The sequence below is a fragment of the Sphingomonas sp. NPDC079357 genome (assembly GCF_044901155.1).
GTDB lineage: Bacteria > Pseudomonadota > Alphaproteobacteria > Sphingomonadales > Sphingomonadaceae > Sphingomonas.
Genome location: NZ_JBJDOM010000009.1, coordinates 94,565 through 115,247 on the forward strand (window position 1 = coordinate 94,565; position 20,683 = coordinate 115,247).

General features: G+C 67.5%; 17 protein-coding genes and 1 pseudogene. 13 read left to right on the forward strand and 5 right to left on the reverse strand.

Annotation, left to right across the window (positions count from 1 at the left end; genetic code table 11):
* The first annotated feature begins 184 nt into the window (after positions 1 to 184).
* The 10 genes from ACI2JO_RS18285 to ACI2JO_RS18330 all read left to right on the forward strand — a co-directional run bounded on the left by ACI2JO_RS18285 (position 185) and on the right by ACI2JO_RS18330 (position 10,094).
* Complete coding sequence (locus ACI2JO_RS18285) at positions 185 to 517, forward strand: AtpZ/AtpI family protein (RefSeq protein WP_404722035.1); 333 nt, start codon at positions 185 to 187, stop codon at positions 515 to 517.
* A 26-nt stretch (positions 518 to 543) separates the two neighbouring features.
* On the forward strand, positions 544 to 1,329 hold the full coding sequence (locus ACI2JO_RS18290; protein ID WP_404722036.1) for a F0F1 ATP synthase subunit A: 786 nt from the start codon (positions 544 to 546) through the stop codon (positions 1,327 to 1,329).
* Positions 1,330 to 1,370: 41 nt separating this feature from the next.
* Positions 1,371 to 1,598, forward strand: a complete 228-nt coding sequence (locus tag ACI2JO_RS18295) for a F0F1 ATP synthase subunit C (protein ID WP_019515901.1) — start codon at positions 1,371 to 1,373, stop codon at positions 1,596 to 1,598.
* 60 nt (positions 1,599 to 1,658) lie between these two features.
* Positions 1,659 to 2,153 carry an ATPase gene (locus ACI2JO_RS18300; RefSeq protein WP_404722037.1) on the forward strand — a complete coding sequence of 165 codons (495 nt, stop codon included), beginning with the start codon at positions 1,659 to 1,661 and terminating at the stop codon, positions 2,151 to 2,153.
* Positions 2,146 to 2,766, forward strand: a complete 621-nt coding sequence (locus ACI2JO_RS18305; protein ID WP_404722038.1) for a hypothetical protein — start codon at positions 2,146 to 2,148, stop codon at positions 2,764 to 2,766. Before ACI2JO_RS18300 ends, ACI2JO_RS18305 begins: the two co-directional genes overlap by 8 nt.
* A gap of 258 nt (positions 2,767 to 3,024) precedes the next feature.
* Positions 3,025 to 4,830 (forward strand): DUF885 domain-containing protein, encoded by a 1,806-nt coding sequence (locus ACI2JO_RS18310; protein ID WP_404722039.1) that lies wholly within the window; start codon positions 3,025 to 3,027, stop codon positions 4,828 to 4,830.
* Between the two features lie 182 nt (positions 4,831 to 5,012).
* Positions 5,013 to 6,932, forward strand: coding sequence for an excinuclease ABC subunit UvrC (uvrC, locus tag ACI2JO_RS18315; RefSeq protein ID WP_404722040.1), 1,920 nt, complete (start codon positions 5,013 to 5,015; stop codon positions 6,930 to 6,932).
* Between the two features lie 126 nt (positions 6,933 to 7,058).
* On the forward strand, positions 7,059 to 7,790 hold the full coding sequence (gene recO / locus ACI2JO_RS18320) for a DNA repair protein RecO (protein WP_404722041.1): 732 nt from the start codon (positions 7,059 to 7,061) through the stop codon (positions 7,788 to 7,790).
* Between the two features lie 29 nt (positions 7,791 to 7,819).
* On the forward strand, positions 7,820 to 8,872 hold the full coding sequence (gene leuB, locus ACI2JO_RS18325) for a 3-isopropylmalate dehydrogenase (protein WP_404722042.1): 1,053 nt from the start codon (positions 7,820 to 7,822) through the stop codon (positions 8,870 to 8,872).
* Between the two features lie 127 nt (positions 8,873 to 8,999).
* On the forward strand, positions 9,000 to 10,094 hold the full coding sequence (locus ACI2JO_RS18330; RefSeq protein WP_404722043.1) for a glycosyltransferase: 1,095 nt from the start codon (positions 9,000 to 9,002) through the stop codon (positions 10,092 to 10,094).
* 15 nt (positions 10,095 to 10,109) lie between these two features.
* Here the strand turns inward: ACI2JO_RS18330 and ACI2JO_RS18335 are convergent, their stop codons facing one another.
* On the reverse strand, positions 10,110 to 11,345 hold the full coding sequence (locus ACI2JO_RS18335; protein WP_404722044.1) for a glycosyltransferase family 39 protein: 1,236 nt from the start codon (positions 11,343 to 11,345) through the stop codon (positions 10,110 to 10,112).
* A gap of 115 nt (positions 11,346 to 11,460) precedes the next feature.
* Here ACI2JO_RS18335 and ACI2JO_RS18340 point away from each other — a divergent pair, with 115 nt between their 5' ends.
* Genes ACI2JO_RS18340 through ACI2JO_RS18350 form a run of 3 tightly spaced genes read left to right on the forward strand, consistent with a single transcriptional unit; the run spans position 11,461 to position 13,875 of the window.
* The gene (locus ACI2JO_RS18340) at positions 11,461 to 12,666 is read left to right on the forward strand and encodes a trans-sulfuration enzyme family protein (protein ID WP_404722045.1); all 1,206 of its coding nucleotides are present in this window, start codon (positions 11,461 to 11,463) and stop codon (positions 12,664 to 12,666) included.
* Positions 12,667 to 12,680: 14 nt separating this feature from the next.
* Positions 12,681 to 13,079 carry a Co2+/Mg2+ efflux protein ApaG gene (gene apaG, locus ACI2JO_RS18345; protein WP_404722054.1) on the forward strand — a complete coding sequence of 133 codons (399 nt, stop codon included), beginning with the start codon at positions 12,681 to 12,683 and terminating at the stop codon, positions 13,077 to 13,079.
* A 4-nt stretch (positions 13,080 to 13,083) separates the two neighbouring features.
* A complete protein-coding gene (locus ACI2JO_RS18350) occupies positions 13,084 to 13,875 on the forward strand; it encodes a LysR family transcriptional regulator (protein WP_404722046.1) in 792 nt (263 codons plus the stop codon).
* A gap of 12 nt (positions 13,876 to 13,887) precedes the next feature.
* On the opposite strand, the gene ACI2JO_RS18355 is transcribed toward ACI2JO_RS18350, so the two are convergent.
* From ACI2JO_RS18355 to ACI2JO_RS18370, 4 genes and pseudogenes are all read right to left on the reverse strand, one after another.
* A complete protein-coding gene (locus ACI2JO_RS18355) occupies positions 13,888 to 15,075 on the reverse strand; it encodes an MFS transporter (RefSeq protein ID WP_404722047.1) in 1,188 nt (395 codons plus the stop codon).
* A 50-nt stretch (positions 15,076 to 15,125) separates the two neighbouring features.
* A complete protein-coding gene (locus ACI2JO_RS18360) occupies positions 15,126 to 17,036 on the reverse strand; it encodes a putative bifunctional diguanylate cyclase/phosphodiesterase (protein WP_404722048.1) in 1,911 nt (636 codons plus the stop codon).
* A 104-nt stretch (positions 17,037 to 17,140) separates the two neighbouring features.
* Entirely contained in the window at positions 17,141 to 19,498 is a 2,358-nt protein-coding gene (locus tag ACI2JO_RS18365; protein ID WP_404722049.1) for a DUF3772 domain-containing protein, read from the reverse strand.
* A gap of 45 nt (positions 19,499 to 19,543) precedes the next feature.
* Positions 19,544 to 20,399, reverse strand: a pseudogene (locus ACI2JO_RS18370) (SDR family oxidoreductase).
* Positions 20,400 to 20,683 lie beyond the last annotated feature (284 nt).

Below are 20,683 nucleotides of genomic sequence, written 5' to 3' on the forward strand. Positions count from 1 at the left end.
ACGCCACAGCCATAGGCTCCTGCCTGCGCACTAGCGACGGCGGGGCTTCCCGGGACCGACGGGCGTTCGCAACGGTTGACACCCCCGGACCCCCCGTCTAACCGGACCCTGCCTTGGCGGGGCTGCTCGCCGCTTGCGCGCACCCGTGTCCCCGGCGAGAAATAACCAGGGTGAGGGTGGCTGCGTGGCGGAGAACGGTTCCGGACGGGATTTCCACGACGCGGACGACCCGCGCCTGACCCAGCTCGATCGTCGACTGGAACAGGCGCGCCGGGACGAAGCGATTCGGCAGGGAACGGTACGTAACGACGCGGATGCAGGGTATTCGCTCGGCAATCGCGTACTCGCCGCCCTGATCGGAAGTCTGGTCGGATCGGCGCTGATCGGCTGGTGTATCGACCGCTGGATCGGCACCGCGCCCTGGGGACTGATCGTCATGCTGTTCCTCGGAATCGCGGTGGCGTTCAGGCAAATCATTCGGTTGACGAGCAGGCGCCCGGGCGATCCGGGCGCTTGACGTATGTGAGAAACGGGAACCTCGCAGTGGCGGCAGAAGGCGGCAAGATCGATCCGATGCACCAGTTCCTGATCGAGCCTCTGCTCGGTCGGCCCTGGATCGTGGGCGGCTATGATCTGTCCTTCACCAATTCGGCGCTGTGGATGGTCATCACGTTGGTCGCGCTGTGGCTGTTCATGCTCGGCGGGATGAAGCGTGAGCTGGTCCCCGGCCGCTGGCAGGCGGCGGTGGAGGGCTTCACTGGCTTTGTCCAGAACATGCTGACCTCGAACGTTGGTCCGGAGGGCAAGCGCTTCGTCCCCTACGTCTTTTCGCTGTTCATGTTCATCCTGTTCGCCAACGTGCTGGGCCTGATGCCGGTCGGCGTGTTCGGGCTGCATCCGTTTACGGTCACCAGCCATCTGACCGTCACCGGCGTGCTGGCGATCATCAGCTTCGCGATCGTGCTGATCGTCGGCTTCGGCAAGCACGGCTTCCACTTCTTCAGCCTGTTCGTGCCGCACGGCACCCCGCTGCCGATGATCCCGCTGATCTTCGTCGTCGAGCTGCTGAGCTTCCTCGTCCGCCCGTTCTCGCTGGGTCTGCGACTGTTCGTCGCGATGACCGCAGGGCACATTTTGCTCAAGGTGCTGGCGGCGTTCGTCATCAACGGCATCAATCTCGGGCCGGGCTATATCGCGATCGTGTCGCTGCCCAGCTTCGTGCTGATGATCGGCATCACGCTGCTAGAGCTGCTGGTCGCGGCGATCCAGGCGTACGTCTTCGCGCTGCTGACCAGCGTCTATCTGAACGACGCGGTCAACCTGCACTGAGTTTCCTTTTCCACCACTGAGTTTCAACGGGAGTTATTATCATGGACGCAAACGCCGCCAAGCTGCTCGGCGCCGGTCTCGCTGCGATCGGCATGGGCATCGCCGCGCTGGGCGTGGGCAACGTGTTTGCCGCCTTCCTCGAAGGCGCGCTGCGCAACCCGGGTGCCGCCGACGGCCAGCAGGGTCGCCTGTTCATCGGCTTCGCCGGTGCCGAGCTTCTGGGCCTGCTCGCCTTCGTGACGATGATCATCCTGGTGTTCGTCGCGTAACTACGCCGACGACATGGCCCCGCCCGCGTCGGGCGGGGCTGACCTAGGAAGCGGATCACCATGCCCCAAATCAGTCAGATCGCCGCCACCTATGCCTCGCAGCTCTTCTGGCTGCTCATCACCTTCGGCATCCTGTATTTCGGGATCGGCAAGATGATGGTGCCAAGGGTGCAGGGCGTGATGGAGCTGCGCGAATCGAAGATCGCGCAGGACCTTGCCAGCGCCGAAACGGCGCGGGTCGAGGCCGACCGGACCGAGGCGGCATGGAATGCCGACATGGACGCGGCGCGCGCCACGGCACAGGCCGAAGTGGCTGCCGCCAAGGCGAAGGCTCAGGCCGCTGCCGAGGCGCAGCTGCGCAGCGCGGACGCCGATCTTGCCGAGCGCATCGCGCATCACGACGTCGCCATCGGCAATGCCAAGGCGGCGGCGATGGTCAACGTACAGACGATCGCGACCGAAGCCGCGCAGGAGCTGGTGCAGCGCCTGTCCGGCGTCGCGATCCCCACGGACGCCGCCAACGAGGCGGTCCGCAGGCAGCTGAATCATGGCTAATCCCTCTTCGACGCTGGCGCAGGATCTCGAGGCGCAACCGCTCGAGCATCAGGACATGGCGAACGGCAGCGGCATTCACGCCGCCGGCACCAGCGCGGGCGATGGCGAGTTGCACGCTGCACCGACGGCGCTTGGCCTCAACGATACCGGCTGGGTCGGCATCGCCGCTTTGGTCGTGTTGATCGGCATGGTCGTGTGGAAGGTGCCGGCGGCGATTGGTGCGATGCTCGACAAGCGCATCGGCGAAATTCGCCACCAGCTCGACGAGGCCGCCTCGCTCCGCAAGGAAGCCGAGGCACTGCGCGACGAATATGCCGCTCGTGCCCGCGGTGCCGAGGCAGACGCCGCCAAGATGCGCGACAATGCGCATCACGAGGCGGCCGAAATTCTCGCCAAGGCCAAGCACGACACCGAGGCGCTGATGGAGCGTCGCACGCGCATGGCCGAGGATAAGATCGCGGCCGCCGAGCGCGCCGCGATCGCCGAGGTTCGCGCGCGTACCGCCGAAGCCGCAACCGCTGCTGCCGCGGCGCTGATCGCCGAGCGCCATGACGCCGGGGCCGATCGTGCGCTGGTCGACCGCGCAATCTCCGGGGTGGGCCGTCTCAACTGACCTGATGGTCTTCGAGGACGGAACGGAGCGGGCGCCCATGGCGCCCGTTTTCGTTTTGGCGTCTGGCCCCTTCGCGCCAGCTCTCCTGCCACTGACGACATCGGCCCCCCCCCCCCCACAGCGTTGACAAGGAACCTTCTTTCGTCATTGCGAGCGGAGCGAAGCAATCCAGTGCCGGGTCAGGACGTCCTGGATGGTTTCGCCACGCTCGCAATGACGGATCGGTCGAGCGTCATCTGACCCGAAGGAAGCCCGACGATGCGTTTCTCGATCACCGCCGCCTTGCTGCTCGCCTCGGCCGCCGCGCCCACGATGGCGCAGGCACCCGCTGCCCGGACTACCGTGCCCGCCAGCGCCGACGCGCGGCTCCGCCAGCTCTTCCATGACAGCGACGAGGGCAGCCTGCGCCGCAACCCGGTGCAGGCGCTGTTCCGCGGCGACATGCGATATGCGGACCAGCTCGGCGACTTCTTCTCCGACGCCCACCTTGCAGCAGAAGAAGCGGCGACGCGTCAGGACCTCGCGACCCTCGCGACAATCGACCGCGCAAAGCTGACTTCGGTCGACCAGATCGCGTACGACGTGTTCAAGCAGCAGGCCGAACTGAACCTGCGCGGCTATGCGCCCGACCTGATCGCTGCCCAGATCGTTCGCCCGCTCGATCATTTCTACGGGCTGCACACGTTCTACCCCGAACTGGCGTCGGGGCAGGGCGCGGCGCCGTTCAAGACCGTGGCCGATTATGACAACAATCTAAAGCGCAACGCGCAATATGCCGCGCAGATCGACGCTGCGATCGCGCGCTTCCGCGAAGGCATGAAGACCGGGATTGTCCAGCCCAAGCTGGTTGTCCGTAACATGATCGGCCAGCTCGACAATCTGCTCGCGGGTGGCGTGGAGGCATCGCCGTTCTACGGCCCGGTCAAGACCTTCCCGAACGACATTTCGGCGGCCGACCAGACACGGTTCCGCACGGCTTACACGCGCCAGATCACCGAGGTGCTGAACCCGGTGCAGCAGCGGCTGCGCGACTTTCTTCAAAACGACTACCTGCCTGTCGCGCGCGACAGCGTCGGGCTGTCGGCGATGCCGGGTGGGGCCAAGCTCTACGATTATCTGATCGAGTCGAACACGACGCTGCCGCTCAAGGCCGACGCCGTCCACAAGCTCGGCCTTTCCGAGGTCGCGCGAATCACCCGCGAGATGGAGGCACAAAAGGCCAAGGTCGGCTTCAAGGGCACGCTCCCTGAATTCTTCACTTTCCTGCGCACCGACAAGCGCTTCCAGCCGTCGTCGGCAGCGCAACTCCGCGAAGGCTATGAGGCGATCGGTCGCCGCGTCGACATGCGCGTGCGTGACCAGTTTTCGCTGGTTCCCAAGACGCGTCTGGAGATCCGTCCGGTCCCGGCGTTCAAGGAGAAGACCGACGCTGGCGGTTCGTACCAGTCGGGTACCCCCGACGGTTCGCGGCCCGGCGTCTTCTACTACAATACGTACGACCTGCCGACGCGCTACATGTGGGAAATGGAAACGCTCTACCTGCACGAAGCGGTGCCTGGGCATCACTTCCAGATCAGCCTCGCGCAGGAGAATGATGCGCTGCCCGCGTTCATGCGCTTCGGCGGCAACACCGCCTATGTCGAGGGCTGGGCGCTATACTCCGAGACGTTGTGGCCGCAGCTGGGCATGGAAACCGATCCGTATCAGCGGATGGGCGGGCTCAACGACGAGATGCTGCGCGCGATGCGGCTGGTGGTCGACACCGGCATCCACGCCAAGGGTTGGACCCGCGATCAGGCGATCGACTACATGCTCGCCAACTCGCCGATGTCGCGCACCGACGCGACCGCCGAGGTCGAGCGCTACATCGCGATCCCCGGGCAGGCGCTGGCGTACAAGATCGGACAGTTGACGATCTCGCGTGTGAAGGCGGACGCGGAAAAGAAGCTCGGCGCGCGTTTCGATCCGCGCACGTTCCACGCGCAGGTGCTCGACACGGGCGCGCTGCCGATGCCGGTGCTGGAGAAGAAGATCGCCGACTGGGTCAAGGCCGGCGGCAAGTAAGCTCCCGTCGCCCCTGCGCAAGCAGGGGCCCATATCTTTCGAATGACGCGCCCGGCCTGACACACGCGGCGCGCTCCCTGTGTCGGGCCCTGCGACGCACGACACAGACATCGGCCTCTGGTTGCGCAGGGGCGACGGTCTCCCCGTTGCCCCACCTCGCCACACTACCTAGATCGCGGGGGATGACAGGCAGCTACGGCCCCCCCGACCGCTTCAACGAGGAAAAGGCCACCTACGCGATCCGCGGCGCCGATGCGCCCGATCTGGAAGGCGGAGTGGCGGCGATCCGCAACGTGCTCAAGACGCTGCCGCTCAAGCCCGGCGTCTACCGGATGCACGACGCCAAGGGCGACGTGCTGTACGTCGGCAAGGCGCGCGCGCTGAAGAACCGTGTCGGTAATTACGTGCAGGTCGACCGCCTTTCCAAGCGGCTCCAGCGGATGGTGGCGCAGACGCGGTCGATGACCATCGTCACCACGAACAACGAGGCCGAGGCGCTGCTGCTCGAGGCGCAGCTCATCAAACGCTACCGCCCTGCGTACAACGTGCTGCTGCGCGACGATAAGTCGTTCCCGTTCATCCTTTTACGCGCCGACCATCAGTTTCCGCGCATCCAGAAGCATCGCGGCGCGCGCCGCGCCAAGGGCGATTATTACGGCCCGTTCGCCAGCGCCGGCAGCGTCAACAACACGCTCAACGCGCTCCAGAAACTTTTCCTGCTGCGGTCGTGCACCGACGGCTTCTTCAAGACCCGCGACCGCCCATGCCTGCTGTACCAGATCAAGCGCTGCTCCGCGCCCTGCGTCGGGCGGATCGACGAGGCCGGCTATGCCGAGCTGGTCAGCGATTCCAAGAAGTTCCTTGCCGGCAAGGCGACCGATGTGCAGGCCAAGCTCGGCGCACAGATGGAAGCGGCCGCCGCCAACATGGACTTCGAGCTGGCCGCGATCCTGCGCGACCGGCTCAAGGCGTTGACCTTCATCCAGGGCACGCAGTTCATCAATGCCGAGGGGGTCGGCGACGCCGACATCTTCGCGCTGGCGTGCCACGAAGGGCTGATCGGGATCGAGGCCTTCTTCATCCGCGGCGGGCAGAATTGGGGCCACCGCAGCTTCTTCCCTGCGCACACCGCCGATGTGCCCGAGGATGAGGTGCTGACTCAGTTCATGGCGCAATTCTATGAGGAGGTGCCGCCGGCACGGACGATCCTCATCGACCGCGTGCTGCCCGATGCCGAGGTGCTGGTCGAGGCGCTGTCGGAACAGGCCGGGCGCAAGGTCGAGATGACCGTCCCGCAGCGCGGCGTGCGCAAGCGGCTGCTCGATCAGGCGTCGCGCAACGCCAAGGAAGCGCTGGAGCGGCGGCTCGCCGAAAGCACAACGCAGGCGCGGCTGCATCGCGAGCTGGCGGAGCTGTTCGAGCTGGGCGATTCGCCCGACCGGATCGAAGTCTACGACAACAGCCACATCCAGGGCACCAACGCGCTCGGCGCGATGGTCGTCGCCGGCCCGGAGGGCTTCCGCAAGGGCCAGTATCGCAAGTTCAACATCAAGCAGGCCGCGACCGACGACGATTATGCGATGATGCGCGAGGTGCTGACGCGTCGCTTCTCGCGCGCGCTGGAGGAGAACCCCGATCGCGACGGCGAGACCTGGCCCGATCTGGTGCTGCTCGACGGCGGGCGCGGGCAGCTCAACGCCGCCAAGGCGGTGCTGGAGGATCTCGGGATCGAGGACGTCTGTCTGGTCGGGGTCGCCAAGGGTCCGCATCACGGTCGCGAGGGGCGCGAGGTCTTCCACCTCATGGACGGGCGCGAGCTGACGCTGCCGGTCAATGCGCCGTTGCTGTTCTATCTCCAGCGCTTGCGCGACGAGGTCCACCGCTTCGCGATCGGCGCGCACCGGGCGAAGCGCGCGAAGGCGATTGGCGCGAGCCCGCTCGACGAGGTGCCGGGGATCGGCCCGGCGCGCAAGAAGGCGCTGCTGATGCACTTCGGCACCGGCCGCGCGGTGCGGAATGCGTCGCTGGAGGATCTGCGCAAAGCACCGGGCGTGAGTGCGGCGGTCGCGCAGCAGGTGTACGACTTCTATCATGCGAAGTGAGTGCTTCGCCGCCTGTCCGTCATTCCCGCGCAGGGGGGAATCTAGAACCTCTGACGGTCGCGTTTCCATCGGCGGACCTGCGCGTCTGGATTCCCGCCTTCGCGGGAATGACGGACGGGCATTGTCATGCACCTGACTGTCGACGCCATCCTGCTCTCGGTCCGCGCACACGGCGAGCATGGTGCGGTGGCGCGAGCGTTGACCCGCGAGGATGGCGTCCGCCCCGGCTACGTCCGCGGCGGTCACGCCCGCGGGCTGCGGCCTGTGTTACAGCCGGGCAATTTGATCCGCGGCGAGTGGCGCGCGCGCACCGAGGAGCAGCTAGCCGCGCTCACCTGCGAGCTGGTGTACAGCCGCGCGGCGCTCCACGAATCGGCGCTCCCCGCCGCGGGGCTCGAGTGGCTCACCGCGCTCACCGCCGCCGCGCTCCCGGAGGCGCAGCCCTACCCGTACCTTTACGACGCGCTCGGCGGCGCGCTCGACGCGATCGAGGCAGCGCCCAGCGCGCGCGGCTGGGCAGCGGCGATGGCGCGCTATGAATTGCTGCTGCTCGCCGAGCTCGGCTTCGGGCTCGACCTGACGACGTGCATCGCGAGCGGCGACACCGACGACCTCGCCTTTGTCAGCCCGAAAAGCGGTGCGGCAGTGTCGCGCGCCGCGGCGGCGGGCTATGAGGCGCGGCTGTTCCCGCTGCCCGCGTTCCTGCGCGACGGCGGCGCGGCCGACGGCGCGCAAGTGCTTGAGGCGCTGGCGATCACCGGCCACTTCCTCGCGCGCGACGTGCTGCTCGAACGCCGCCGCGATCCGTTGCCGGCGCGCGCGCGGCTGATCGAACGATTGAAGAGGGCGGTTGCGTGACGCGCGCGGGCGCGCCATGCGGTGCGGCCATGACACACGGCAAGCTCATCGCAATCCTGCCCGGCGACGGGATCGGCCCCGAAGTGACCGCCGAGGCGCGGCGCGTGCTCGACGCGCTCGATCTCGGGCTGGTGTTCGAGGATGCGCCGGTCGGCGGCGCGGGTTATCGCGCCAGCGGCCATCCGCTCCCCGAGGCGACGCTGGCGCTCGCCACGCGCGCCGACGCGGTGCTGTTCGGCGCGGTCGGCGATCCGGAGTTCGATTCGCTCGAACGCGCGCTGCGTCCCGAACAGGCGATCCTAGGGCTGCGCAAGAACCTGACGACCTTCGCCAATCTCCGCCCCGCCAAAATGTTCGCCGGGCTGGAAGACGCCTCGACGCTCAAGCCCGAGGTCGCGAACGCGATCGATCTGGTGATCGTCCGCGAGCTGAACGGCGACGTCTATTTCGGCGCGAAGGGCCGCGGCACCACCGAGGCAGGACTGCGCGAAGGTCACGACCTGATGCGCTACGACGAAAGCGAGGTCCGCCGGATCGCGCATGTCGGATTCCAGACCGCGGCGAAGCGGCGCGGCAAGCTCTGCTCGGTCGACAAGGCCAATGTGCTCGAGACCTCGCAATTGTGGCGCGACGTGGTGATCGAGGTCGCCGCTGACTATCCGCACGTCGAATTGTCCCACATGTACGTCGACAATGCCGCAATGCAGCTCGTCCGCAACCCCGGCGCGTTCGACACGATCGTCACGGGCAATCTGTTCGGCGACATCCTCTCCGATCAGGCGAGCATGTGCGTCGGCTCGATCGGGATGCTGCCCTCGGCGTCGCTCGATGCGCAGGGCAAGGGGCTGTACGAGCCGATCCACGGCTCCGCGCCCGACATCGCCGGGCAGGGCAAGGCCAATCCGTGCGCGGCGATCCTCTCGGCGGCGATGATGCTGCGCCACTCGCTCGATGCCGGCGCGGCGGCGGACCGGATCGAGGCGGCGGTGTCGGCGGCGCTGGCGACCGGCGTGCGGACCCCCGATCTCGGCGGCACCGCGACGACGCGGGCGATGGGCGACGCGGTGCTGGCGGCGCTCTAACTTCCTTTTACCGCCCCGGCGAACGCCGGGGTCCAGCTGGGAAGGCCGTGTTGGTCGAACGCTGCGTCTTGCCACGAAGGACTCCCAACTGGCCTCCGGCGTTCGCCGGGATGGTAGGTAAGGACTGATGCTCGACCTCGCGGTTGTCGTTCCGACCTTCAACGAGCGCGGCAACGTCGCGGCGGTGGTGGCGCGGCTGGCGGCGGCGCTCGACGGGCTCGATTGGGAAGTGCTGTTCGTCGACGACGACAGCCCCGACGGCACCGCCCAGACCGCGCGCGACCTCGCGCTCCACGACCCGCGCGTGCGGGTAATCCAGCGGATCGGCCGGCGCGGGCTGTCGAGCGCATGTATCGAGGGGATGTGCGCCACCGCCGCGCCGATCGTCGCGATCATGGACGGCGACCTCCAGCATGACGAGACGTTGCTGCCGGCGATGCTTGCCGCGCTCCGCGACGATCCGACCCTCGACCTCGCGATCGGCTCGCGCTTCGTCGCGGGCGGCGGGACCGGCGAATGGGACCGCGACCGCGTCGCCAAATCGGCGCTGGCGACGCGGATCGCCGCGCGGGTGGTGCGCACCGAACTGAGCGACCCGATGAGCGGCTTCTTCGCGATCCGGACCGAGGTGCTGCGCGGGCTGGTGCCGGAACTGGGCGGGATCGGCTTCAAGATCCTGCTCGACATCATCGGAGCATCGCCGCGCCCGTTGCGTTTCATCGAACTGCCCTATGTCTTCCGCACGCGCGCGGTCGGGGAGAGCAAGCTCGATCACGTCGTGGCGATGGAATATCTGATCGCGCTCTACGACCGGCGGCTGGGGCGCGTCGTGCCGGTGCGCTTCGCGATGTTCTCGATGATCGGCGCGCTGGGCGCTGGCGTGCATATGAGCGTGCTGTCGCTGCTCTATGTCGTTGTGGGAACGACGTTCCTGGCCGGGCAGATCGTCGCGACCTTTGCGGCGATGACGTTCAACTTCTTCCTCAACAATGCGCTGACCTATCGCGATCGGCGCCTGCGCGGCGCACGCGCGCTGCTCGACGGCTGGGTGGCCTTCTGCCTCGTCTGTTCGGTTGGGGCGGTAGCGAACGTCGGCGTGGCGGCGTTCCTCCACGACGTGCGGCAAGGCGCGTGGGCGGCGTCGGCGCTGCTCGGCGTGTTGGTCGGCGCGGTGTGGAATTACGCGCTCTCTTCGCGATTTACCTGGGGACGATATCGCTGAGTAGTCAGAGTGCCCTCACACCCAGCTATTGAACCACGTAAAGCGATGGAATGCCGCCGGATTGGCCAGCGCCTGCGCGCTGAGCACCGGCAGGAAATACAGCCACAGCGCAAACACCAGCAGCAGGAACAGCTCGATCCACCGCCCGAGGGCCGCGCGATGATGATCGATCGCCACCGCCAGCGCGACGCACAGCAGCACGCTCGACGGATAGTAATAATAATAGAAGCCCAGCGACTTGGGGATGATCGCGAAGATCGCCACCGAGAAGGTCCACAGCGCCGCGGGTGCGAGCAGTCGCGCCGCGCCCGTCCGCACCCACGCCTGATAGCAGGCGGCCACCGCGGCCAGTCCGCCCCACATCACCGCCGGGTTGCCCAGCAGCAGGATACCGCGCTGTGCGCCGTCGACGGGCTCGTAAAGGTACCAGATGGGGCGGATCAGGAGCGGCCACGTCCACCAGGTTGATTGATAGGTGTGCGGCGGGAGCTTCTGCGTCTGGCGCAGGTACATGTCCCATTGAAAGTGCGGCAGCGTGTGGAGCGTCAGCGCGTCGTTGGCGTAGAAGAAGGCGGGCGCGAAGGTCAGGAAATAGGCCGCCATCGACAGCCCGCCGAGCAGCGCGAGCGCCGGAACGGTGCCGAGCCCCGGCCAGCGTTGCGGCCGCTCGCGCCGCATCAGCAGGAAGGTGACGCCCGCGGCGGCGACATACGGCGCGGCAGTCCATTTGCACGCGGTGGCCAGCCCCATCAGCACGCTGCCCGCGCTCCACCGCGCGACGCTGCCGTCGCGGATCGCCGAACTGAGCAACACGATGCCCCAGATCAGGAACGCGACCATGAAGGTGTCGAGCATCGCGATCCGCGCCTGGATGTAGATCGTGAAGCCGAGCACCGCGAAGGCCGTGGCGAGCAGCGCCGGCCGGACCCGTTGCGTCAACAAATGGGTCAGCGCGAAGACGCCCGCGACCGTCGCGCTCCCGGCCAGCGTCGAGGCAACACGCCACCCGAACGGCACGTCGCCGAACAGATGGATGCCGGCTGCGATCAACTCCTTGGCCAGCAACGGATGTTCGATATTGGTCGGGCCCGACAGCGCGAGCAATGCGCGGGCGGCGGGCAGGTAATGGACCTCGTCGAACACCGGTTTGGCCGGCACCGACAGGCGGAAGACGAACATCAGCCAGCTGAAGACGGCGACGCCGAGCGCGATCAGCCGCGGCGTTTCCTGTTGTCGTCCCACCCTCGTCACCGCCGCATTTCCTCCACCACGCCCCGCGCGGGCTTGCGACAGGCTTGCGGCGGCGACAAGCCCGCTGGTGACGGTTTGACTTGTTCTGGCGGGCGCGCGGAGGCTAAGCGGAGGCATGAAGCGGCACAGCGGACAGGATCGGTCGATCACCCAGCACTGGCGCCCTGCGACCCTCGCGGTTCGCGGCGGCACCGCCCGGTCGGAATATGGCGAAACATCCGAAGCGATGTTCCTGACATCGGGCTATTGTTACGATCGCGCCGAGGATGCGGCGGCGCGCTTCGCCGGCGAACAGACCGGCATGACCTATTCGCGACTCCAGAATCCGACCGTCGAGATGCTCGAACAGCGGATCGCGTTGCTGGAGGGCGCCGAGGCGTGCCGCACGATGGCGACCGGCATGGCGGCGATGACCGCGGTGCTGCTGTGCCAGCTGCAACAGGGCGATCACGTCGTCGCGGGGCGCGCGGCGTTCGGCTCGTGCCGCTGGCTGGTCGATACCTTGCTCCCCAAGTTCGGCATCCAGACCACCACCGTCGACGCGCGCGATCCGCAGGCGTTCGAGGATGCGGTGCGTCCCAATACCAAGGTGTTCTTCTTCGAGACGCCCGCCAACCCGACCATGGACGTTGTCGATCTGCGCGCGGTGTGTGGAATCGCGCGTGAGCGCGGGATCACCAGCGTCGTCGACAATGCCTTCGCCACCCCCGCGCTTCAGCGGCCGATGGAATTCGGCGCCGACGTCACCGCCTATTCCGCGACCAAGATGATGGACGGGCAGGGCCGCGTGCTCGCCGGGGCGGTGTGCGGGACGCAGGACTTCATCGACAACACGCTGCTGCCGTTCACGCGCAACACCGGCCCGACGCTCAGCGCCTTCAACGCCTGGGTGGTGCTCAAGGGTCTCGAAACGCTCGACCTGCGCATCCGCCGCCAGTCCGAGAATGCGCTCGCGGTCGGCCGCTTCCTCGAAGCGCGCGTGCCGCGCATCCTCCATCCCGGCCTGCCGAGCCACCCGCAGCACGAACTTGCGATGTCGCAGATGAGCGCGGTCGGCGGCATCTTCGCGTTCGAGGTCGCCGATCGTGCGCAGGCGCACGCGCTGCTCAATGCGCTGGAACTGATCGACATCTCGAACAACATCGGCGACTCGCGCTCGCTGATGACGCACCCCGCCTCGACCACCCACTACGGCGTGTCGGCGGAGGCACGCGCCGAGATGGGCGTCACCGAGGGGCTGCTGCGCCTCAACGTCGGGCTCGAGGATCCGCAGGACCTGATCGACGATCTCGACCGCGCGCTGGCGCAGGTCGGCTTGTGAGCACCGCCATCGGCATGGAGGCGTTGTTCACCGACGCCGCCACGACCGAGGAGGTCACGGTCCGCGTCTCGGTCAGCTATCTTGCCGAACAGTCCGAACCGGCGCGCGGGCGGTGGTTCTGGGCCTATCATATCCGCATCGAGAACGATGGCGCGGGCGCGGTGCAACTTCTGACCCGGCACTGGATCATCACCGATGGCGGCGGTGCGCGCCACACCGTCGAGGGCGAGGGTGTGGTCGGCGAACAGCCGGTGATCCGTCCCGAGGGCAGCTACGACTATGTCTCCGGCTGCCCGCTTTCGACGCCGAGCGGGGCGATGCAGGGCAGCTATCGCATGGTCGGCGAGGACGGGCGCGTCTTCGACGTCGCGATCCCGCGCTTCGCGCTCCACGCGCCGGCGGTGGCGGAGTAGGGCGGTGAAGCGCACCCATCTGCCGCTCAACGGCCTGCGCGTGCTCGACGCCGCCGCGCGCCATCTGTCCTTCACCCGCGCCGCCGACGAACTGGCGGTTACGCCCGCCGCGGTCGGGCAGCAGATCCGCGCGCTCGAGGATACGCTGGGCGTCGTCCTGTTCCGCCGCACCACCAAGGGTCTGGAGCTGACCCCGGAGGGTGAGGCCGGGCTCGCGCCGCTGCGCCAGGCGTTTCTCGAATTCGAGGAAGCGGTGCGCGCGATGCAGGCCGGGCAATCGTCCAAGTCGCTGACGATCGCGGCCCCGCGCGACGTGACCGAGAAGTGGCTGCTGCCGCGGCTGGCGGAAATCGCGGCCGCCGACCCGGACTTGCGCTTCGTGCTGGTCGCCGCGGACGAGGGGATGGACTTTACCGAGGCCAACCTCGATCTCGCGATCCGCTGGGGCGAGGGGCCGGGCACGCACGAAGGCGAGGCGATCGAGAGCGAGGGGCTGGTGACGGTCGCGCGCGTCGCGGGGGCTGCGGATACCGCGATCCTGTGGCCGGGCGCGCCCGAGCCGGACAGCGCGGGCCAGGTGCGGGTCGGCGACGCCGGGCTGGCGATCGACGCCGCCGCTGCTGGTCTCGGCCGCGCAACGGTGCCGGAAATGCTCGCGGCGCGCGACATCGCCGCCGGGCGGGTCGTGGTGGTGGGTGAGGCGCAGCCGTCGCGCATGGGCTATTGGTTGGTCGCGCCGACCCCGCAATGGCGCCAGCGCAAGGTGCAGGTGCTGGTCGAGGCGCTCGGGCGCTAGGCTTGCCGCCCGCTACCCGCGTCCGCTCCGCAGCGGCAGGATCAGCGCTCCCCCCGCCAGCGTCAGCGCGGCAAGCACCAGCAGCAGCGTCGTGAAATTGCCCGGCGTCGCCAGCGCCCAGGTCAGCAGCGGCCCGAGCAGCGACGGCACGGTGTTCGACAGGTTGATGAGCCCGAGATCGCGCCCGCGATGGCGCGGATCGGGGAGCAGCCGCACCGCGAACGCCTGATGCAGTGCGAGGAACACTGCCGCTGCCACCGAATAGGTAACGAAGCCGATCGCCCCTGCCACCGGATGCGCGACCACCGCCATCGCCAATAGCCCGAATGTCGCGGCCACCGCCGCCCCGACCAGAAACGGCGTGCGCCGCGCCGCCTGATCCGACAGCCGCCCGGCGAGCACCGCCACGGGTAGCGGCAGGATGTAGCTGATCGTCAGCAGCGTGCCGACGCGCGCGGCAAGCGTCGGGCGCGGCACGCTGCCGACGATGCTCTGGAAATAATATAGAAGATACAGGGACAAAGCGCCCCCGGCGAGTTGCACCAGCAGCCGCGCGATGCTGGCGACCCACAAGCGATGCGCAGGCGCTGCGGTGGGTTGGGGCGGTGCGGCGGATACAGGTGGTCGACGAACGAGCAGCAGCGGCAACACCGCCGCGATCGTCAAGCCGGCGATCAGCGCCAGTTGCGCCGCCTCACTCCGCCCCGCATCGGCGACCAGAAACGCCGAGACCGCCCCCGCCGCCGGTGGCCCGATCGCCAGCAGTCCACCGGCCAGTCCGCGCTGTTCGTCGGGAATCTCGTCGGCCATGATCGCCATCATCGGCGCGAGCACGGCGTTGACCGCGCATTGGAACGCCAGCACCGCCGCGATCAGTACCGCCGGCCGCGCCGACAGTGCGATCGCGGCATAACTGAGCAACAGCGCCACCAGCCCGCCCGCGATCCAACCGCGCCGCCCGCCGCCGCGCGCCACCGACCGATCGCTGAGCCAGCCGAACAGGATGTTCGCGCCGCTGGCGGTCGCTGCGCCCATCACCACCGCCACCGTCAACCAGCCGATCCGTGCCTCGCCGGCCAGCCGATCGATCTTGAGCGGCAGCAGCAGCGACAGGAACGGCAGATAGCCGATCACCGCCCCGGCATGGGCGAGCGAAAAGGCGGCGAGCAGCCGATGGTTGGCGTGAAGAGCGCGGGGCATATGCGTTCCGCGCTAGCACGGAAACATGCTCCTAGGGCAACGAGGCCCGGTCAGGCGGCGGCGCGGCGCCCGATGATTCGCACCGCTTCGGGAAGCATTGCCACGGGCAGCGGCTCGCCGAAGAGGAAGCCCTGCATATGCTCGCACCCCATCCGCAGCAGCGTTTCGAGCTGGTCGGGTGACTGGACCCCCTCGGCGACACATTCCAGCGACAGCGCGCGACACAGGCCGACCATCGCCTCCACCACTGCCCAGCCGCGTTGCGCCTGGAGATCGTTGATGAAGCTGCGGTCGATCTTGACCTTGTCGAGCGGCAGCTGGTGCAGATTGCTCAGGCTGGAATGGCCGGTGCCGAAATCGTCGAGCGCCACCTTCATCCCCAGCCGCCGCAGGCGTTGCAGGACGCGCGCTGCGCTGGCCGGATCGCGCATGACCGCGGTTTCGGTCACTTCGATCCAGATCCGCCTCGGTGAGACACCGGAGGCGAACACCTCATGCTCGATCGCCGCCAGCGTTGCGGGCGAGTGCAGGTCGCATGCCGACATGTTGAAGGATAAGGCGACGTCCGGCGGCAGTAGCCGCGCCGCCGCCAATCCCTTGCGGAACATCGCCAGCGTGATCCCGTGGATCAGCGTCGAGCGTTCGGCGATCGTGATGAAGTCGCTGGGGGAAACGTCACCGACCAGCGGGCTGCGCCAGCGTGCAAGCAATTCGATCGCCTCGACCTGCCCGGTGCGCGCGCCGACGATCGGCTGGCCGTAGACGTGCAGTTCCTCGTCGAAGACGCACGCCTGCAAGGCCGCCTCGATCGCCCGATCGCGACGGATCGCGGTTTCCAGATCGTGCGTGAAGACGCACAGTCCACCGCCCTGGACACGCTTGGCATGGTAGAGTGCGTAATCGGCGCGGTCGAACAATTCGGTCGCCACGCGCCCGGCGTCGGGGAAGGTGGCGATCCCCAGCGAGCCTCCGACCGTGACGGTCAGTTCGGCAATCGTGAACGGCTCGGCCAGCGCCGCGCACAGCCGCTCGCCCACCGCCGCCGCGGTGCGGGCGTTGCCGGAAACGAGCAGGCCGAACTCGTCACCCCCCAGACGGTACAGCGTTGCACCGGCGGTGAGCAGGGCGTGCAGCCGCTCGGCCATTTGCACCAGCAGGATGTCGCCGACATGATGGCCGAACGTATCGTTGACCGGCTTGAAACGATCGAGGTCGAGCAGCCCGACCGTGAACGGGCCGGCCTCGCCGCTGGCGACCAGATCGGCAAGATCATCGTGGAAGCGGCGACGGTTGGGCAGATTGGTCAGACTGTCGGTTCGGGCGAGGCGCTCGTTGTCGTGGTTCAGCCGGATCAGCTCGTCATGCTGCCGTTTGAGCCGGGTCTGCGAGATCACCTGCTGGCGGAAATTGTCGAAGCCGTTGAACAGCACGCGCAGCAGCACCGTCAGCACCAGCGCGACGTCCGCCGCGATGATGGTGTAGGTCATGTCCTGTCGTACCAGACAGGCGCTGATGAAGGCAGGGATGACGATCAACCCGACGAGCAACGCGGCCTGTGGCAGCGCGCCCAGGCAGAAGATGCAGCCGATCGCGGTCGTCGTGACGTAGATCATCACATGCGCCTGCTGGATCGCATCCCCGTAATCGAGCAAGGCGAATGACCACAGGCCGTACGCGAGCGCGATGACCGGACCGAGCGTCGTGATGAAGCGCAGCCGGCGACGCGCGTCGCCCGGTGTCGGTTGCGGGATCAGCCGGCCGCGCCGCCACCAATGCACCAGCCGCACGCTGCTGAGCGCGAAAAGCGCCGCGGGGATGATCGTGCTCAACGTGAACGGGGCGACGACATGGTGCGTGACGACGATCGCCACCGAATTGACGAGCAATAATGCATAGAGGAAAGGCAGTTGACGCTGGAGCGCAACCAGCTGCGCGACGGCGAGCCGCGGATCAGCGCCCAATCCGGCATACCAGCAATAAAGTCGCCGGCATCTCCTCCCCAGCACCATTTCCCCCGCGTTCAGTTCCCCGTGTCTGGCATTACGGGTGAAAACTTAGCAAGGCCCTAATCCGGTCTTTCCTTATGATCGATAAGCTCCATTCGCTGCGGCATTGTGCCTATGTCGATGTTTTCCCTGCGGAAGCGCCGCAGCAAGATCGTCAACACCGCACTCCGCGTCGCATAGGCGACGCGCGGCGAGGCGACATGGGCGAAGCAGTTGAAGAAGATTCGGCCGTCGACGATCGAATCGATGAAGACCTTGGGCGCGGGATCGTCGAGCACGTCGACTTCGGCGGCGAAGGTTTCGCCGACGATCGTGCTCACCCGGTCGGCATCCGCGTCGAGCGGCACCGAAAACTGGACCTGGATGCGACCCAGCGGCCCGGCCAGCGTCTTGTTGAGCACCGATTTGGTGATGAGTTCGGAATTGGGGACGATCAATGTTGAATGATCGGGCAGCGCGATCTCGGTCGAGCGAACGCTGATCCGCTTGACGTCGCCCTCGTCGGTGCCGACGCGGATCCAGTCCCCGATCTTGATCGGCCGCTCGGCCAGCAGGATCAAGCCGGACACGAAGTTGGACGTGATCGCCTGCAGCCCGAAGCCGATCCCGACCGACAGCGCCGACAGCAACAGCGCGATCCGCTCCACCCCGATCCCGAGCGAGGCGAGCGCCCAGATCACCGCCAGCGCGACGCCGACGTAGCGGGCCACCAGCCCCACGGAATTGCGCGCCGATCCGTCGAGATCGGTGGCCGGCAGATATTTGTCCTCCAGCCAGCGGCGGAATGCGCGCACCAGTGTCAGCCCGATGAACAGCACCGCGATCCCGCGCACGATCGCGCCCGGCGATACCGAGATCCCGCCGACCTGCACGCCCTGCGCGAGCAGGACGAGCCGCGCCGTCAGCGTGCTGATGCCGCTTCCGGCACCGAACGGAACGAAGAACAATCCGAGCGCGAGGATCGCCAGCGTCAGGCGCACCACGCCGGAAAGCAGCACGCCAAATTGGTCGATGACGGCGCCCCGCAGTCCCAATCCACGCGACATCGCGCGACCGAGCGCGCTGTCGCGGGCGAAGATCGTCACCGCCAGATCGTCGACGGCCGCCATCAGCAGATAGGTCGCCGCGGCGAGTACCACGCTCCATCCGATCAACTGCATGACGAACAATGCGAAACCCAGGAAGCCGACCAGCAGCGCCGCCAGCGTCGCGAGCGCCAGCAACCACGCAAACAGCGCCACCGCCCCCAGCCCGGCGCGGGTCGGCGCAGTCGCCGCTTCCTCCGCACGGTTCGCCCGCAGCCGCCCCACTGCGAGCAGCGCTCCGGCGAGCAGCGCAAGATGTAAAATGATTTCCGCGACATGCGTCGCGCTCTGCGCCGCCGGGCTGGTGCCGATCGCGCCGTTCAGCGCTTCCAGCATGTAGCTCACGAAGGCAGTTACGGCGAGCAGCCAGCTATACGGCCGCAACTCGACAGCCACATCGTCTGCGATCGGTGCCACCCGCCAACTCGGCTGTTTGCGCATCAACAACGCCCCCGTAACCGCAGAGGCGAAACAGGCGTAGGTCGTCGCCACGGTCAGCGCGTCGGCAGCCGCTTCCCACGAAGCGGGCAACAGTCGCGCCCAGCGCAGGCCCGCCATCAGTACGGCAATGGCGAGAAACGGTATTAAGGTGCCGATCAACACGCGCCAGATCGCAGCGGCGGAGCGCCGCACGCGGTGTCCTGGCGCGTCCTCAATCAGGAAGCGCTGCCCCAGTTGCAGCGCCGCGGCGCGGACCGGAAAGCCGATCGCCAGTGCGGCGAACAGCCCGAGCACCGCGGGCCACAGACGCTCGCGGCTTCGCGCAATCGCATCCAGGCCATTGGCCAGATAGCTTTCGGTCCGCCGCAGGTCGCGTGGCAGGGCATCGACGACTGCCACCCAGAAGCCCGGCAGCACGGGCGACGGGCTACGCGCAGTGATCGTCTGGCTGAAGCGTTCGGCGACGCTCTGGTCGAGTTCGTCGGCAAGTTGCTGCGCCTCGACCCCGACCAGCCGCCCACGCTTCACGCTCGAGTCGAGCAGCATGTGCTGACGCGACAGCCGTTGGCGTTGCGCGCGGAGGTCGGCGGCTTCGGCGCTGCCGGCGGGGCCGAGCCCGGCCAGCCGCGCATCGACGAGCGCGAGTTGCTCGGCGAGGTCCGCGGTCGCGGCGGTGGCAGCGACACGCGCCGCAATGATCCGTTCACGCAGCGCACCGCGCGCGTCATCGTCGATGCGCAAGTCCAGCGCACGGTCGACCGCGCGGACATCCGCCTCTGCCCGCACCAGCCGTGTCGCCGGGCTAACCTCGTTCCCCTGGGCAGCGGCCGACAGAGGGAGACACAGAAACAGCAGCGCCAGCGCCGCGCGGATCGGGGAACGGATCGGCATGCGCGGCCGATAGCAGAAGCGCCCCTCCCGTGCGACGCGCGCGACTCAGAGGAAGGGACGGCCCCCCGTGACCGGCACGGTCGCGCCGGTATGTAGCTCGCTTCGTCGCTGGCGAGCATGACATAGGGCGGCGCGAGTTCGGCCGGCTGAGCAGCGCGGTCGAGCGGCGTGTTGCTGCCGAAGGTCTTCACCTTCTCGGGCGGCATCGTCGAGGGAATCAGCGGGGTCCATACCAGACCCGGCGCCACCGCGTTCACCCTTATCCTCTGTTCCGCGAGCATCTGGGCGAGCCCGGCAGTGAAGTTGTGAATCGCGCCCTTGGTGGTTGCATAGGCGAGCAACTGTTCGTTCGGGCTGTCGGCGTTGATCGACGTGGTGTTGATGATCGATGAGCCGGCGCGCAGGTGCGGCAGCGCGGCCTTGGAAAGATAGAACATCGCGTGAATGTTGACCGCGAAGGTCAACTGCCACCCCTTGTCGGAGATGTCCGCCAGCGACTGTAAGCTGGCCTGATGGGCGGCATTGTTGACCAGCACGTCGATTCTTCCGAACGCCGCAACGGTCTGATCGATCACCGCCCGGGCATGAGCCGGATCGCTGATGTCGCCGGCGATCAGCAGCGCTTGTCGTCCGGCGCTCTCGATGAGTTGCTTCGTCTCCGCGGCATCTTTGTGCTCGTCGAGATAGGCGATCGCGACATCGGCTCCCTCGCGTGCGTACGCCAGCGCGACCGCCCGGCCGATCCCACTGTCACCACCGGTAATCAAGGCCTTGCGCTCGATCAGACGGCCATGCCGACATAGCTGGTTTCGCCATGGTCGGGGCGCGGGTTCATCGCAGCGGTAATGCCGGGCATCGACTGTTGCTGCTCGGGATAGGGCGGGGCGGGGCGATTGGTTATGAAGGCAAGCTCCTGGAAACAAGGGGGAGCGCGACCAATGGGTGGTTGCGTCACGCCGTTCCCTGAAGTCACCTCGATCAGCCCGCTATCACCCCGATTGCGGGTCGCAGCGCCGACGCTGACGCACATTCGTCGTCGTCGGGCAAAAAAAGTGTCATCGAATCGCTTGACCGTTTCTGCGACCCCTATTAGAGGGCTGTTCACCGACGGGGCGCACCTACTGAGGCGCGGTTTTGTTGGTCGCCACATGGACGGACAGCGGTCTTTCGCTAGGGATAGCGGGA

Bases quoted from the DNA above. Each gene is read 5' to 3' on its own strand.
- ACI2JO_RS18365 (WP_404722049.1), bottom strand. From the start codon at position 19,498: ATGCCGATCCGTTCCCCGATCCGCGCGGCGCTGGCGCTGCTGTTTCTG.
- ACI2JO_RS18355 (WP_404722047.1), bottom strand. From the start codon at position 15,075: ATGCCCCGCGCTCTTCACGCCAACCATCGGCTGCTCGCCGCCTTTTCG.
- ACI2JO_RS18340 (WP_404722045.1), top strand. From the start codon at position 11,461: ATGAAGCGGCACAGCGGACAGGATCGGTCGATCACCCAGCACTGGCGC.
- apaG (WP_404722054.1), top strand. From the start codon at position 12,681: ATGGAGGCGTTGTTCACCGACGCCGCCACGACCGAGGAGGTCACGGTC.
- ACI2JO_RS18305 (WP_404722038.1), top strand. From the start codon at position 2,146: ATGGCTAATCCCTCTTCGACGCTGGCGCAGGATCTCGAGGCGCAACCG.
- ACI2JO_RS18330 (WP_404722043.1), top strand. From the start codon at position 9,000: ATGCTCGACCTCGCGGTTGTCGTTCCGACCTTCAACGAGCGCGGCAAC.
- uvrC (WP_404722040.1), top strand. From the start codon at position 5,013: ATGACAGGCAGCTACGGCCCCCCCGACCGCTTCAACGAGGAAAAGGCC.
- recO (WP_404722041.1), top strand. From the start codon at position 7,059: ATGCACCTGACTGTCGACGCCATCCTGCTCTCGGTCCGCGCACACGGC.
- ACI2JO_RS18295 (WP_019515901.1), top strand. From the start codon at position 1,371: ATGGACGCAAACGCCGCCAAGCTGCTCGGCGCCGGTCTCGCTGCGATC.
- ACI2JO_RS18300 (WP_404722037.1), top strand. From the start codon at position 1,659: ATGCCCCAAATCAGTCAGATCGCCGCCACCTATGCCTCGCAGCTCTTC.
- ACI2JO_RS18310 (WP_404722039.1), top strand. From the start codon at position 3,025: ATGCGTTTCTCGATCACCGCCGCCTTGCTGCTCGCCTCGGCCGCCGCG.
- leuB (WP_404722042.1), top strand. From the start codon at position 7,820: ATGACACACGGCAAGCTCATCGCAATCCTGCCCGGCGACGGGATCGGC.